This is a genomic window from Paenibacillus abyssi (genome assembly GCF_014640295.1).
In the GTDB taxonomy this organism is placed as follows: Bacteria; Bacillota; Bacilli; order Paenibacillales; family Paenibacillaceae; genus Paenibacillus_D; species Paenibacillus_D abyssi.
This window is the reverse complement of the sequence record NZ_BMGR01000002.1, coordinates 120,887-134,759: the sequence shown is the minus strand read 5'-3', so window position 1 is coordinate 134,759 and position 13,873 is coordinate 120,887. Positions and strand designations below refer to the sequence as shown.

General features: G+C 52.0%; 15 protein-coding genes. All 15 read left to right on the top strand.

Annotation, left to right across the window (positions count from 1 at the left end; genetic code table 11):
* Positions 1-19: 19 nt before the first annotated feature.
* The 15 genes from atpG to IEW11_RS03150 all read left to right on the top strand — a co-directional run bounded on the left by atpG (position 20) and on the right by IEW11_RS03150 (position 13,798).
* Positions 20-880 carry an ATP synthase F1 subunit gamma gene (gene atpG, locus IEW11_RS03220; protein ID WP_188528980.1) on the top strand — a complete coding sequence of 287 codons (861 nt, stop codon included), beginning with the start codon at positions 20-22 and terminating at the stop codon, positions 878-880.
* A gap of 38 nt (positions 881-918) precedes the next feature.
* Positions 919-2,322: a F0F1 ATP synthase subunit beta gene (gene atpD / locus IEW11_RS03215; protein ID WP_188528978.1), complete on the top strand. Its 1,404-nt coding sequence runs from the start codon at positions 919-921 to the stop codon at positions 2,320-2,322.
* Positions 2,323-2,345: 23 nt separating this feature from the next.
* Complete coding sequence (locus IEW11_RS03210) at positions 2,346-2,750, top strand: F0F1 ATP synthase subunit epsilon (protein ID WP_188528976.1); 405 nt, start codon at positions 2,346-2,348, stop codon at positions 2,748-2,750.
* A 160-nt stretch (positions 2,751-2,910) separates the two neighbouring features.
* On the top strand, positions 2,911-3,378 hold the full coding sequence (locus tag IEW11_RS03205; RefSeq protein WP_188528974.1) for a Dps family protein: 468 nt from the start codon (positions 2,911-2,913) through the stop codon (positions 3,376-3,378).
* Between the two features lie 258 nt (positions 3,379-3,636).
* Positions 3,637-4,008 (top strand): NADH-quinone oxidoreductase subunit A, encoded by a 372-nt coding sequence (locus tag IEW11_RS03200; protein ID WP_188528973.1) that lies wholly within the window; start codon positions 3,637-3,639, stop codon positions 4,006-4,008.
* Positions 3,993-4,511: a NuoB/complex I 20 kDa subunit family protein gene (locus tag IEW11_RS03195; protein WP_188528972.1), complete on the top strand. Its 519-nt coding sequence runs from the start codon at positions 3,993-3,995 to the stop codon at positions 4,509-4,511. The genes IEW11_RS03200 and IEW11_RS03195 overlap by 16 nt, the downstream gene beginning before the upstream one ends.
* Positions 4,508-5,317, top strand: coding sequence for an NADH-quinone oxidoreductase subunit C (locus tag IEW11_RS03190; RefSeq protein WP_188528971.1), 810 nt, complete (start codon positions 4,508-4,510; stop codon positions 5,315-5,317). Before IEW11_RS03195 ends, IEW11_RS03190 begins: the two co-directional genes overlap by 4 nt.
* Before the next feature lie 6 nt (positions 5,318-5,323).
* Positions 5,324-6,424 carry an NADH-quinone oxidoreductase subunit D gene (locus tag IEW11_RS03185; protein WP_188528970.1) on the top strand — a complete coding sequence of 367 codons (1,101 nt, stop codon included), beginning with the start codon at positions 5,324-5,326 and terminating at the stop codon, positions 6,422-6,424.
* Positions 6,424-7,437 carry an NADH-quinone oxidoreductase subunit NuoH gene (gene nuoH, locus IEW11_RS03180; protein WP_188528969.1) on the top strand — a complete coding sequence of 338 codons (1,014 nt, stop codon included), beginning with the start codon at positions 6,424-6,426 and terminating at the stop codon, positions 7,435-7,437. Before IEW11_RS03185 ends, nuoH begins: the two co-directional genes overlap by 1 nt.
* A 15-nt stretch (positions 7,438-7,452) precedes the next feature.
* Entirely contained in the window at positions 7,453-7,902 is a 450-nt protein-coding gene (nuoI, locus tag IEW11_RS03175) for an NADH-quinone oxidoreductase subunit NuoI (protein ID WP_188528968.1), read from the top strand.
* Positions 7,903-7,905: 3 nt separating this feature from the next.
* Positions 7,906-8,421: an NADH-quinone oxidoreductase subunit J gene (locus IEW11_RS03170; RefSeq protein ID WP_188528967.1), complete on the top strand. Its 516-nt coding sequence runs from the start codon at positions 7,906-7,908 to the stop codon at positions 8,419-8,421.
* Positions 8,421-8,723: an NADH-quinone oxidoreductase subunit NuoK gene (gene nuoK / locus IEW11_RS03165; RefSeq protein ID WP_188528965.1), complete on the top strand. Its 303-nt coding sequence runs from the start codon at positions 8,421-8,423 to the stop codon at positions 8,721-8,723. Before IEW11_RS03170 ends, nuoK begins: the two co-directional genes overlap by 1 nt.
* 6 nt (positions 8,724-8,729) lie before the next feature.
* Positions 8,730-10,604, top strand: a complete 1,875-nt coding sequence (gene nuoL, locus IEW11_RS03160; RefSeq protein ID WP_188528964.1) for an NADH-quinone oxidoreductase subunit L — start codon at positions 8,730-8,732, stop codon at positions 10,602-10,604.
* A complete protein-coding gene (locus IEW11_RS03155) occupies positions 10,604-12,229 on the top strand; it encodes a complex I subunit 4 family protein (protein ID WP_188528962.1) in 1,626 nt (541 codons plus the stop codon). Before nuoL ends, IEW11_RS03155 begins: the two co-directional genes overlap by 1 nt.
* A 3-nt stretch (positions 12,230-12,232) precedes the next feature.
* Positions 12,233-13,798 carry an NADH-quinone oxidoreductase subunit N gene (locus tag IEW11_RS03150; protein ID WP_188528960.1) on the top strand — a complete coding sequence of 522 codons (1,566 nt, stop codon included), beginning with the start codon at positions 12,233-12,235 and terminating at the stop codon, positions 13,796-13,798.
* Positions 13,799-13,873 lie beyond the last annotated feature (75 nt).

Sequence of the window (13,873 nt, the reverse complement as noted above, 5' to 3'; positions counted from 1 at the left end):
ACAAAGGCGGGTGAAACAAATGGCTAAAGGCATGCGCGATATTAAACGCCAGATCAAAAGCGTTCAAAATACGAAGCAAATCACCAAAGCGATGGAGATGGTCGCGGCTGCAAAGCTGAGAAGAGCTCAGGAAGCAGCGCAGGCGGCTCGTCCTTATGCGGAGAAGCTGAAGGAAGTCGTTGCGAGCATCGCAGCCGGTACCAAGGGCGTTAAACACCCGATGCTGGAGACGCGTCCGATCAAGAAGACCGGTTATCTGGTCATCACCTCCGACCGCGGCCTGGCAGGCGGTTACAATGCCAACGTGCTTCGTAAAGTAACACAGACGATCAAGCAAAAGCATACATCAAGCGACGAATACGTTTTGTTCGTTATTGGACGTAAAGGCCGGGATTACTTCCGGAAGCGTAATATGCCAATCGTCGAGGAAGTAACCGGTATCCCGGATGCTCCGGCGTTTGCGGACATCAAGTCGGTTGCTTATACGGCCGTCAAGAAGTTCGAAGAAGGCGCTTATGATGAGCTCTACCTGTACTACAATGAATTCATTAATGCACTGACGCAGATCCCTGTCGAGAAGCGGTTATTACCGCTTGAAGAGGTGGGTGGCGATGAGTCGGTTGCAAGCTATGAATATGAACCATCGCCGGAAGGCGTGCTCGAGGTACTGCTGCCGAAATATGCGGAAACGTTGATTTACAGTGCTTTGCTCGATGGTAAAGCCAGTGAATTCGGCGCCCGTATGACAGCCATGGGCAGCGCAACGAAAAATGCGACGAAGATGATTTCCGATCTTACCTTGACTTACAACCGTGCGCGTCAAGCATCCATCACGCAGGAGATCTCCGAGATCGTTGCGGGTGCAAACGCACAATCGTAAGGAACGGAACAATATAGAAGGAACCAGGAGGGACAAATATGAAAAAAGGACGCGTTGTATCCGTCATGGGTCCGGTTGTCGACGTTGAGTTTGAACGCGGTCACTTGCCTGAAATTTTGAATGCCATCAAGATCGACTACAAAGGCGAGGGCGGCGGTAAAGACATCAACCTGACGCTGGAGGTTGCGGTGCACTTGGGAGATAACATGGTGCGCGCCGTTGCCATGAGCTCGACTGACGGTCTTGTACGCGGTGTTGAAGTTGTTGACACCGGTGCTCCGATCACGATTCCTGTAGGTGCGCCTACACTGGGTCGCGTATTTAACGTGTTGGGTGAGCCGATCGACAATGCAGGCGAGGCAAAATCGGAAGTTAACCTGCCGATTCACCGTCAAGCTCCTGCTTTTGACGAGCTGTCCACGCAAGCAGAAATTCTTGAAACAGGCATTAAAGTTATCGACCTTCTTGCACCGTATGCAAAGGGCGGTAAAATCGGATTGTTTGGCGGTGCAGGTGTAGGTAAAACCGTTACAATCCAAGAGCTGATCAATAACATCGCGCAAGAGCATGGCGGTATTTCCGTATTCGCCGGCGTTGGGGAGCGTACCCGTGAAGGGAACGACTTGTACCATGAGATGAAAGACTCGGGCGTTATTGATAAAACGGCAATGGTATTCGGACAAATGAACGAGCCGCCAGGTGCGCGTCAACGCGTTGCCTTGACCGGTTTGACAATGGCCGAGTATTTCCGTGACGAAGAAGGCCGCGACGTGCTTTTGTTCGTTGATAACATCTTCCGCTTTACCCAAGCGGGTTCCGAGGTTTCCGCCCTTCTGGGCCGTATGCCTTCCGCGGTAGGTTACCAGCCGACACTGGCAACGGAGATGGGCCAATTGCAAGAGCGCATCACTTCAACGAAAAAAGGCTCCGTTACATCGATCCAAGCGATCTATGTTCCTGCGGATGACTATACGGATCCGGCTCCTGCAACGACGTTTGCCCACTTGGACGCAACGACGAACCTTGAGCGTAAAATTTCCGAGATGGGTATCTTCCCTGCGGTGGATCCACTTGCATCTTCCTCGCGTATTCTTGCTCCTGAAGTTGTAGGAGAAGAGCATTACGAGGTTGCGCAAGGCGTGAAGAGAATTCTTCAACGCTACAAAGAATTACAAGACATCATCGCCATCCTGGGGATGGATGAGTTGTCCGAGGAAGATAAGTTGACTGTTTCCAGAGCACGGAAAATTCAACGCTTCCTGTCCCAGCCGTTCCACGTTGCGGAACAATTCACCGGGATTTCGGGCAAATATGTTCCGGTTAAAGAAACGGTCCGCAGCTTCAAAGAGATCCTCGATGGCAAACATGATGAACTGCCGGAAGCGGCATTCATGTATGTCGGCACGATTGAAGAGGCCGTGGAGAAAGCCAAAACGCTGTAAGGCGAAAGGCAGGAGGGTTTCACATGAGCACCTTTTTATTAGAAATCGTTACGCCTGAGCGTAAAGTATACGCACAGGATGTTGATATGGTGATTGTGAAGGGCATTGAGGGCGAGCTCGGCATTATGCCGAATCATATTCCGCTTGTTACTCCGCTCCGAATCGCACCGGTTGTCATTAAGAAAGACAAGCGCCAAGAGGTTATAGCCGTAAACGGCGGTTTCATCGAAGTGCGCAAAGACAAGGTTGTCATCCTCGCGGAAAGCGCTGAGCTTCCTGCGGATATTAATGTCGAACGTGCTCAATCTGCGAAAGAGCGTGCGGAACAGCGTCTGAACGCAAAGCGTGATGAAATTGACTTCCGACGGGCAGAGATGTCATTGCAGCGCGCGATGAATCGTCTGGATGTCAAACAACGTCAATCATAAAATGAAACCCGCCCTGGGATCAACTCTCCCGGGCGGGTTTTTATTTTAACAGGTTTCCTTTCAAAACTTAATCGGGATTGTTTAATAGCTGCCGAAACAGGGTAATATACGAGCAGCGACAAACACCGAATTTTTGATTGATGAAGGGAGAGGAATTGAAATGGCAACGAAATCACCAGAGAAAAAATCGCAATCGGCGGCAGTAGTCGAACAATTAAACAAACAGGTGGCGAACTGGAGCGTTATGTATATGAAGCTTCACCATTTCCACTGGTATGTTAAAGGACCGAATTTCTTCGCCCTGCATGCGAAGTTTGAAGAATTGTATAATGAATCAACACTTATAATGGATGAGCTTGCAGAAAGGGTACTGACGATCGGCGGCCAGCCGTACTCTACCCTTAAGGAGCACTTGGCGGAAGCTAGCATCAAGGAAGCCAAAGGCGGCGAATCAGCGGATGCGATGCTCAAATCACTGATTGATGATTTGAACCAGCTTGCCAAGGAAACCAGCGAAGCGGCAGAAATGGCCGAAGAAGCAGGAGACGAGCCCACTGCAGATATGTTGATCGGCAAACAGGAATGGATGGAGAAAACGGTCTGGATGTTAAAAGCGTGCTTGGGTTAATTGATTACCACAACTGATACGACAAAAGGCAGCCGCCTGATAAGTGGCTTCCTTTTTTTATGTGAAAATAAAGAAATAGCAGGCGGATTTTTATCCCTGATATTGGTAACCCTAAATGCGCGCGGAAATCGGTTTGGATCCTCCAAATCAACTACATCATAGACGTTAGTGGTAGCTTTTGTTATAATTGTGAGGGAAATTTGACCAAGGCGCGGTGCTGCTGCCTCGCCCTTCATGCTAGCGAACGGAGGCGATTCAATGGAGAAGTACATCAATAACTATGTGATTGTAGCGATCTTCATCCTGCTTGGCATTTTGCTCCCTGTAGTCGCGCTGACCGCCGGGAGAATTCTTCGTCCGAGCAAACCGAGTACAGAGAAGCAGACAACGTATGAGAGCGGTAATATTCCGGTCGGTGAAGGACAGGTCCGGTTTAATATCCGCTATTATTTGTTTGCGCTGATGTTTGTTATTTTCGATGTCGAAACCGTTTTCTTATATCCTTGGGCCGTTGCGTATCAGCAATTGGGCCTGTTTGTGCTCGTTGAAATGTTGATTTTCGTTTCCTTGCTGCTTGTCGGCTTACTCTATGCTTGGAAGAAGAAGGTGCTCAAATGGAATTCAATTTAGCGTCAATTACACCCGAGGAGCGCAAGGAACTGGAGCGCAATGTATTCATGGGAACGCTGGAGGAGCTCAAAGCATGGGCGCGCAGCAACTCGTTATGGCCGTTGACCTTTGGTCTGGCTTGCTGCGCCATCGAAATGATGGGCACTGGAGCTTCGCACTATGATCTGGACCGATTCGGCGTTATGTTCCGTACTTCACCGCGCCAGTCCGATGTGATGATCGTGGCCGGCACGGTTACCAAGAAAATGGGGCCTCTGCTCCGCCGTTTATATGACCAGATGCCGGAGCCAAAGTGGGTGATTGCGATGGGTTCGTGCGCAACGGCTGGAGGGCCTTATGTAAAATCTTATGCTGTCATGAAAGGCGTCGATCAGATCGTCCCGGTCGATGTATATATCCCAGGCTGTCCGCCTAATCCGGCAGCACTGATCTATGGGATCAATAAACTGCAAGAGAAGATCCGCTATGAGGCGAAGACCGGAAAGCGGGTGACCAATCGATGAGTGAGGATAACAAGGACAAAGAGCAGCCGCAATCGCAGCAGCCGGAAGGCGAGATAAAAGAGGCTGGCGACAAAGAGGCGGCAGCACCAGAGCAGGCCGTTGATCCGGAGCGGGAAGCGAAGCTGAAAGCAGCTGCGGAAGCCAGGGCTGCACGGGCGGCGGCGAAAGCGGCCGCTGAATCCGGCGAAGCTGCAGGGACAGGTGAAGCGAAGTCGGCTGCAGATCCGGAAAAGGAAGCAAAGCTGAAGGCGGCGGCGGAAGCCCGCGCGGCTCGTGCCGCGGCAAAAGCGGCAGCGGAGGAAACGCCGGAGGAGCCGAAAGCACCATCGCCGAACCAGCCGCGGCTTGATCGCGCAGCAGCGCTTGTCCGCTCCGAGCTTGGCGAGACATCCGTCGCGGACGCTTACATAAATGAATTGAATGGAGATGTGCCCACCCTGGTCATTGAACCGAAGCAGATCCGTGCGGCCGCAGAGCTGTTTAAACAGCACGAATCGCTTCGCTGCAATTACTTGCGCAATGTATCCGGTGTGGATTATGAGACCTACATGGAAGTGGTGTATCATCTTATCTCTTTGGATACAAAGGAAGATTACGTATTGAAGGTGAAGGCCGATCGCGAAACGCCTTCTGTCGATTCCGTTACGCCTGTATGGGCAACGGCGAATTGGAACGAACGTGAAATATATGATTTGCTGGGAATTGACTTTCCCGGCCATCCGGACCTGCGCCGGATCATGATGCCGGACGATTGGGTCGGGCATCCGCTGCGCAAAGACTATGAACCGCTTGACCCGGAGGTGTGACCTGACGTGATTCGTACTGAAGAACTGCTGCTTAACGTGGGTCCGCAGCACCCAAGCACACACGGCGTATTCCGCATTATCATTAAGCTGGATGGGGAGGTCATTACCGAAGCAATCCCTGTAATGGGCTATTTGCATCGGGGAACCGAGAAGCTGGCGGAAAATCTCAATTATACACAAATCATTCCTTATACGGACCGGATGGACTACGTGTCGGCGATGACGAACAACTACGTGCTGTGCCACGCAGTGGAAACGATGATGGGGCTGGAAGTGCCGGAACGGGCTGAATTCCTGCGCCTGATCGTGATGGAGCTGCAGCGTGTCGCCAGTCACCTGGTATGGTGGGGGACGTATTTGCTCGATATCGGTGCCATGAGTCCGTTCCTATATGCTTTCCGCGACCGCGAGATCATTATTGATCTGTTCAACGAGCTGTGCGGTGCGCGGTTGACCTATAACTACATGCGTGTGGGCGGCGTCAAATGGGATGCTCCTGAAGGCTGGATGAACAAGGTGCGAGATTTCATTCCGTATATGGAGAAGAAGCTGGATGAATACAATAACCTGGTCAGCGGCAATGAGATCTTCCTGGCCCGGATCAAAGGTGTCGGCACATATGACGCCCAGACCGCGATCGACTATGGATTGTCGGGTGCGAACCTGCGCTGTACGGGCGTGAACTGGGATATCCGCAAAGCGGAGCCTTATTCCTTATACAACCGCTTTGAATTTGACGTGCCCGTGGGCAAAATAGGCGACTGTCATGATCGATACTTACTGCGACTCGAGGAAATCCGTCAGAGCCTCCGCATTTTGAAGCAGGCGGTAGAGCAATTTCCTAGCGATGGGGAGACGATGGGTAAGGTGCCTCGTGTCATTCGTCCGCCGGCCGGAGAAGCGTATGTGCGCATCGAATCGCCGCGCGGCGAGATCGGCTGCCATATCGTCTCAAAGGGCAAGTCCGAGCCGTACCGCTTAAAGTTCCGCCGTCCTTCCTTCGTCAATCTGCAGATCTTGCCTAAGCTGCTTGTAGGTGAAACGATGACGAATCTGATTACGATACTGGGCGGCATCGATATTGTTGTCGGGGAGGTCGATTGCTGATGGGCGACTTGCTGCTCGAACAGCTCACTTGGGGCAATGCGCTGATTTTCTTTTTATCCGCCGTCGTGCTTCTAATGATTGTACTGGGTTTTGTCACCTATGCGATCTACTTCGAACGCAAGGTCATCGGCTGGATGCAGCTGCGGATCGGCCCCAATCGTGTCGGACCGTTCGGTCTCCTGCAGACGGTTGCTGATATCTTAAAGCTGTTGCTCAAGGAGGATACGATCCCGCGTAAGGCGGATCGCGCATTGTTCATCCTTGCGCCGGTGCTTGCTTATGTGCCGGCATTCGCTGTATTGGCGGTTATTCCTTATACGGACAGTTTGTATTTTGCGGATTTGAATGTCGGATTGCTCTATTATGTTGCCTTGTCGGGCATTACGACGCTGGCGATCGTGCTCGGCGGCTGGGCATCCAATAACAAATATGCATTGCTGGGCGGGATGCGCTCGGCTGCGCAAATGATCAGTTACGAAGTGCCGCTCGTCATTTCCATCGTCGGCGTAGTCATGCTCTCCGGCAGCTTGAACCTGCGTACCATCGTCGCCGAGCAGGGCAACTGGTTCTGGGAATGGAACTTTTTGCCTCAGATCATCGGATTTGTCGTCTTCGTTATTGCGGCGGTATCCGAGCTGAACCGTACGCCGTTTGACCTTCCGGAGGCGGAGTCGGAGCTTGTGGCCGGTTATCATGTGGAGTACAGCGGCTTCCGCTTTGCATTTTTCATGCTGACGGAGTATGTGTATGTATACGCCATTGCCGCATTGACGACGATCCTGTTTCTGGGAGGCTGGCATGCGCCGGCACCGTTCCTCGATTTCGTCCCGGGATTATTATGGTTTATGTTGAAATTTGCCTGTATCGTGTTTTTCCTGTTCTGGCTGAGGGCGACGTTCCCGCGTGTGCGGGTCGATCAGCTGATGGGTTTTGGTTGGAAGGTACTGCTTCCACTGGCGATTCTAAATGTATTTGTTACAGCAGCCTACATCGAGTTTTTCATAAAAAGGTAACGGGGGGAGACGGATATGAAAGGATTGTTAAAAGGACTGGGCGTTACACTCAAATCGATGACATCGAAGAAGGTCACCACTTCCTATCCCGACGAACCGTTCGTGATGCCGGATCGCTTCCGTGGCATTCAGCATTTTGAACCTGACAAATGCATCGTCTGCAATCAATGCGCGCGCGTTTGTCCGACCGAATGCATCACACTGACCGGCAAGCCGAATCCCGACCCGGAGAAAAAAGGGAAAGTCATCGACACGTACGATATCAACTTCGAGATTTGCATCTTGTGCGACTTGTGCACCGAGGTGTGTCCGACCGAAGCGATCGTGATGACGAATAATTTTGAGCTGTCCTCATACAGCCGCGATGAATTGTTCAAGGATATGGAATGGCTGAGCACGAACAACAAGCTGGTGCGCAAAGACAATAACAATATCGGCGCTCCGACGAAAGGGGGCGGCAAGTAAGCCATGTTCAATATTGAAGTGACGGGCGAATTTGTCGCATTCTTCGTATTTGCCGTTATCATCATCAGCGGCGCGGTACTGATGGTGAGCTTCACCAAGGTCGTTCACATGGTGATCTCCCTTGCGGCGGTGTTTCTTGGCTTGGCGGGCATGTTTGTGTTGCTGGAAGCGGAGTTCGTTGCCTTTGTGCAGGTATTGATCTATGCGGGTGCCGTATCGATTCTTATGGTCTTCGGCATCATGATGACGAAGCATCAAGCGATGCAGGATGAACCCAAGCGGCCGGTGCATGAAGCGTTGTCGGCCATTGCCGCATTATGTTTATTCGGCATTTTATTCTATGCGATTCGGATCACCGAGCTGTCTGTTCCAGAGCAATTCCAGGCAGGCGAAGACAATACGATGGAAATCGGTAAGCTGCTGTATACGGGCTATGTCATTCCATTCGAGCTCGTATCGGTACTGCTTACAGTCGCCTTTATCGGCGCGATTGTAATCGCGAAGAAGGAGGCCGATTAATGTTATCTTCCTATTTAACGATGGCGGCGATTCTGTTCTGTATCGGTCTGTACGGTGCGCTGGCAAAACGGAATGCGGTTGTCGTGCTGTTATGTATCGAGCTTATGCTCAATGCGGTCAATCTGAACTTGATTGCCTTCTCTAAATATGGCGTTGTACCCTCATTAACCGGACAAATTTTCTCGCTCTTTACCATTACAGTCGCAGCGGCTGAAGTGGCGGTAGGGATTGCGATCCTGATTGCGTTGTTCCGCAGCAGAGGCACAGTTGAAATCGACGAATTCGACGAGATGAGGAGGTAGCGCAGAATGGACAGCATTTATTCACAGTACGCATGGCTCATTCCGTTGTTTCCGCTCGTCGCGTTTCTGATCATCACGGCATTCGGACGGAGTTTACGCGCCACTTCAATTATGGTCGCTCTCACGGGTTCGTTAATCGCGCTTATGCTGTCGATATTGGTATTGTTCGAGCAGATGGGCAGCGGTGAAGAATTCAGCGAACGTTTTACATGGATGACAATAGGCAATGTACAGCTATCGATGGGCATTGAGGTGACGCATCTAACGTCGTTAATGCTGGTCGTCGTTACGCTGGTCAGCTTCCTCGTTAACTTGTATTCGATGGGTTATATGAAGGACGATGAACGGATCTCCGTATTTTACGGCTATATCGCGCTCTTCACCTTCTCGATGCTTGGGTTGGTCTTGTCCGAGAACCTGCTTACGATGTATGTATTCTGGGAGCTGGTCGGCGTCTGTTCGTTCCTGTTGGTCGGTTTCTGGTATACGAAGCCGGAGGCAAGAGCGGCCGCGAAGAAGGCCTTTATCGTTACGCGTATCGGAGATGTCGGTCTGCTGATCGCGATTCTGCTGTTGTTCTGGTACATGCCGGATCATGCGCTTGATTTTGCCTCGATTAAGAATGTTTTCGACGGTCAGACAGGGACAATCGCTGAAGGCATTACGACATTGATCGCGATTCTGATTTTTGTCGGCGCCGTCGGCAAGTCCGGCCAGTTCCCGCTGCATGTGTGGCTGCCGGATGCAATGGAAGGCCCGACGCCGATCAGTGCCTTGATCCATGCCGCTACCATGGTTGCGGCAGGCGTATTTCTGGTGGCCCGGACCTACGATATCTTTGAGGCATCTCAAGCCGCCATGAATACGGTCGCTTATGTGGGGGCGTTTACGGCGATCTTTGCCGCGACCATCGGGATTGCACAGAATGATATCAAGCGGATCCTCGCCTATTCAACGGTAAGCCAGCTTGGCTACATGATGATGGCACTCGGATTAGGCTCGTTGACAGGCGGTATCTTCCATCTGTTCACACATGCTTTCTTCAAAGCGCTGCTGTTCCTGGGCGCTGGCAGCATTATTCACGCGGTACATACGCAAAACATTCAAGAGATGGGCGGGCTTGGCTCGAAGATGAAGATTACCGCCTGGACGTTCGGGATTGGCGCGTTGGCGTTATCCGGGATCCCTCCGTTCTCCGGCTTTTGGTCGAAGGATGCGATTTTGTCCACGGCGCTGGATCACAATCCGCTGCTCTTTGTAGTCGGCCTCGTTGCGGCATTTTTCACCGCTCTATACATGGCTCGGCTCTTCTTCCTCGTCTTTACGGGAGAATCGCGCAGCAAAGCGCATGCGCATGAGTCGCCTGCCGTTATGACAGTGCCGCTCATTGTATTGGCCGTGCTTGCCGTCCTGGCCGGATTCGTGGAGCTGCCTTGGAGCGGGCTCGGCTTTCTCGGCGGATGGTTGCTGCCAGGTGAAGAAGTCGTCCATCACGGCAGCGAGCTGGTCATGGTCATCTCCACCGCGGTTGGCGCATTAGGGATTTATTTAGGATGGCTGATCTATGTAAAAGGGACGATCTCCCGTGATGTGGTATCATCACGCGTGCCTGGGCTGGTCAAGCTCCTGGAACGAAAATATTATATGGATGAGCTTTATCATGCCGTTATCGTTGTGCCGCTGCGCGGCATCGGTCAGGCGCTGCAAGCGGTTGACGACTATATCATCGACGGGGTTGTAAGGCTGACGGGCGCTGCTGCGGTATGGACCGGAAGAGCGGGCATACGCATGCAGAACGGACAGGTGCAGACATACGGCCTGATCACAGCTATCGGCTTGATCGTGCTCATCGTCGTGATTGTCGGAAGGAGGTTTTGGTAATGCTCGCAGATTTACCGGTATTGTCGCTCATTACCTTCTCGCCTCTGCTCGGTATACTAGTGCTGCTGTTCCTTCCGAAGCAGCGGAGCCGCCTGCTGAAAGTGACGGCAATTGCGGCCACGCTGCTGCCGTTAATTTTAACGTTCTGGTTGTACGCGAACTACCATCCTGAGGTAGGCGGAGCGGAGTTCAAGGAACTGTCCACATGGGTTGAAGTGCCGGTTAACAAAGAAACGCTGGCGCCCGGTGTGACATCCTACATGCTGGAGTTCCAGTATCATATGGGTGTAGACGGCTTGTCTTTGCCGCTCGTGCTGCTGACGGCTTTGGTATCGCTTATGGCCGCACTGGCTTCGGTTCATATCAAGAAAAGATGGAAGTCTTTCTATATTTGGTTTCTGCTGCTTGAAGTCGGGATGCTGGGTGTGTTCCTGGCGCGGGATTTGATGCTCTTCTTCGTGTTCTTTGAGCTGACGCTGATCGCGACCTTTTTCCTTATCGGCATCTGGGGATACTTTAACCGGGAAAAAGCGGCTAATAAATTTCTGATTTACAATGGTCTGGGCTCTGCGCTCATGTTGATGGCATTTGTGATGCTCATTGCGACAGCGGGCCTTACCTATGTGCAGACCGATAACACGGCGTCGCTTATATACAGCGGCAATTACGAGAATCTGCTGTCCAATCTGACGAATCCGGAAGCGCTGGTGAATGTGCTTCCCGAGATGCTGGGAGGAAACAATCCGTTTTATTTAACGGATGGGGTGAAATGGGCGGTATTCATTTTGCTGCTCATCGCATTTGGCATTAAGCTTCCGATCTTTCCGTTCCATACGTGGATGCTGAAGGTGCATACGGAAGCCCCGCCGGCCATTGTTATGATCCACTCCGGGGTTTTGCTTAAGATGGGCGCCTACGGACTGCTCCGCTTCGGGATCTTTCTGTTTCCGGAGCAGGCCCGTGAATGGGCGGTTGTGCTCGCCGTACTCGGTGTAATCAACATTATCTATGGCGCGCTTCTGGCGATGGTGCAGAAGGAATTTAAGCTGGTGCTCGCTTATTCCTCCATCAGCCATATGGGCATCGTGCTTCTGGGTATCGCGTCCTTTAACGAGATCGGCTTGCAGGGGGCCGTGTTCCAGCTGGTATCGCATGGTCTGATCTCGGCGCTGCTGTTCCTGATCGTAGGCAGCCTATACGAACGGACAGGGACGACGGAAATTCCGGAGCTCGGGGGACTGGCGCGCTCTATGCCGTTTATGAGCGGGATTCTGCTTGTAGCGGGTATGGCTTCTCTGGGATTGCCGGGACTATCCGGCTTTATAGGTGAGTTTTTGTCACTGCTAGGGTTGTTTGATACGATGAAGTGGCTGACGGTTATCGCTACGATCGGTGTTATTCTGACGGCAGTTTATGTGCTGCGCGCCGTGCTGGCCATCACGTACGGTGCGATGCCGGAGCGGTTCATCACATTCAAGGATGCGCGGCTGATCGAAGCGGTACCGATGATTGCGCTGCTCGCGTTTATTGTCCTGCTCGGCGTATATCCGTCGGTTTTGACGGATACGCTGCAGCACAGCTTCGATGTTTTGATCAATCAATTGAATGCAAGGGTGGGAGGGTAGACCATGGCGTACAACGATGCACTAGGACGATTAACATGGAACGATCTGGCCTATCTCACGCCCGAATTGACGCTGGTTATCGCGGCAATTCTTCTAACATTGATCGATTTGGCGCTGCCGAATCGATTCAGCCGGCAGACGATCGGCTGGCTGTCGCTCAGCGGCCTTCTCCTATCGCTATACTTTGTCGTATGGCATATGCTGAAGATGAATCCGGTTGGAGGAGAGCCGGGCGCTGTGGTCCGTTTATTGGGTGACAGTTATCGGATTGACGATTATGCGAGCCTGATGAAGATCATCTTCCTTGTTGGGGCAGCGCTAATCGTACTGATGAGCCTTGGCACGGTGAAGCGGGATGATGAACTGCCGGATAAAGGCGAGTTCTATACCTTGCTGCTGCCTGCAGTGCTGGGTGCGATGATTATGGCCTCCTCAGGCGATTTGATTACGATCTTTGTCGGCATGGAACTGCTTAGCATTACGACCTATGTGCTTGTCGGCATGCGCAAGAAAGTGACGATCGGTTCGGAAGCAGCATTTAAGTATGTGGTTATCGGGGGCATTTCCTCGGCGATTATCCTGTTTGGAATGTCGTATTTATATGGAGTTACCGGTTCGACGAATCTGGGGTTGATCGCGCTTGGCCTGCAGAATGCCGTTTCACAATATCCGGCATTTGTCTACATTGCATTTTTCTTTATGCTTGGCGGCTTGGGCATGAAAATTGCCGCCGCGCCGTTTCATGCATGGGCGCCTGACGTCTATCAGGGTGCCAGCACGCCTGTTACGGCATTTTTGGCAGTCATTTCAAAGGCCGCGGCGCTAGCTGTGTTATTCCGGATCTTCTACAATACTGCTTTGTTTGATACATCGTATTTTAAAGGAGGAGCCGCAGGATCGCTGGGGGGAGACGTATTCCTTGCTATGAAGGTACTGGCTGTCTCTGCGATGATCGTGGGCACTACGGTTGCCTTGCGCCAGCGTAATATGAAACGTATGCTGGCCTTGTCAGGCGTAGCAAACGCGGGGTATTTGCTGGTGCCGATCAGCGTTGGAATCGTAGGATTCCACTCGAATAATATGAGTGAGCTGCTGTTTTATTTGATCGCATACCTGTTCATGAACATCGGCGCTTTCGCCGTGCTGGCGGTTGTCAGCAGGGCTGCGGGCCATGAGGAGCTAAGCGGTTTTGCGGGCTTGTATTATCGGGCGCCATGGACAGCGGCGGCGATGATAGTGATGATCTTGTCACTGGCCGGACTTCCGGTCACCGGCGGCTTCTTCGGCAAGCTGTTCATATTAATTGGCGCAGCACAAATGAAGGATTTCTGGATTGTCGCCATTATGGTCGCAACCAGCGTAATTTCGTATTACTTTTACTTCTCCGTCATTCGGCAGATGTTCATGCGAACGTCTGAAGGCGGCGGCGAGATCTGGATACCGGTACCTACAGGGCTGGCAATTTGGATTTGCGTAGGGGCAACGATAGCGCTGGGTATTTTCCCGAATCCGGTGCTGGATTGGTTGAATACGGTGTTCTCCTTGCCTGGAGATCTGTGGGTTCGTTAATCGTATAGGGTTTTGATCAGCTCTTGCTGGATTCTGCCGCATAAGACGCTGCCGGACTACGGTGGCATTATAGTG

What these genes read in the sequence shown, in the direction of transcription:
- IEW11_RS03200 (WP_188528973.1), top strand. Translation starts at nt 3,637, where the DNA reads ATGGAGAAGTACATCAATAACTATGTGATTGTAGCGATCTTCATCCTG.
- IEW11_RS03155 (WP_188528962.1), top strand. Translation starts at nt 10,604, where the DNA reads ATGCTCGCAGATTTACCGGTATTGTCGCTCATTACCTTCTCGCCTCTG.
- IEW11_RS03150 (WP_188528960.1), top strand. Translation starts at nt 12,233, where the DNA reads ATGGCGTACAACGATGCACTAGGACGATTAACATGGAACGATCTGGCC.
- IEW11_RS03205 (WP_188528974.1), top strand. Translation starts at nt 2,911, where the DNA reads ATGGCAACGAAATCACCAGAGAAAAAATCGCAATCGGCGGCAGTAGTC.
- atpD (WP_188528978.1), top strand. Translation starts at nt 919, where the DNA reads ATGAAAAAAGGACGCGTTGTATCCGTCATGGGTCCGGTTGTCGACGTT.
- IEW11_RS03210 (WP_188528976.1), top strand. Translation starts at nt 2,346, where the DNA reads ATGAGCACCTTTTTATTAGAAATCGTTACGCCTGAGCGTAAAGTATAC.
- IEW11_RS03170 (WP_188528967.1), top strand. Translation starts at nt 7,906, where the DNA reads ATGTTCAATATTGAAGTGACGGGCGAATTTGTCGCATTCTTCGTATTT.
- IEW11_RS03195 (WP_188528972.1), top strand. Translation starts at nt 3,993, where the DNA reads ATGGAATTCAATTTAGCGTCAATTACACCCGAGGAGCGCAAGGAACTG.
- IEW11_RS03190 (WP_188528971.1), top strand. Translation starts at nt 4,508, where the DNA reads ATGAGTGAGGATAACAAGGACAAAGAGCAGCCGCAATCGCAGCAGCCG.
- nuoL (WP_188528964.1), top strand. Translation starts at nt 8,730, where the DNA reads ATGGACAGCATTTATTCACAGTACGCATGGCTCATTCCGTTGTTTCCG.
- atpG (WP_188528980.1), top strand. Translation starts at nt 20, where the DNA reads ATGGCTAAAGGCATGCGCGATATTAAACGCCAGATCAAAAGCGTTCAA.
- nuoK (WP_188528965.1), top strand. Translation starts at nt 8,421, where the DNA reads ATGTTATCTTCCTATTTAACGATGGCGGCGATTCTGTTCTGTATCGGT.
- nuoI (WP_188528968.1), top strand. Translation starts at nt 7,453, where the DNA reads ATGAAAGGATTGTTAAAAGGACTGGGCGTTACACTCAAATCGATGACA.
- nuoH (WP_188528969.1), top strand. Translation starts at nt 6,424, where the DNA reads ATGGGCGACTTGCTGCTCGAACAGCTCACTTGGGGCAATGCGCTGATT.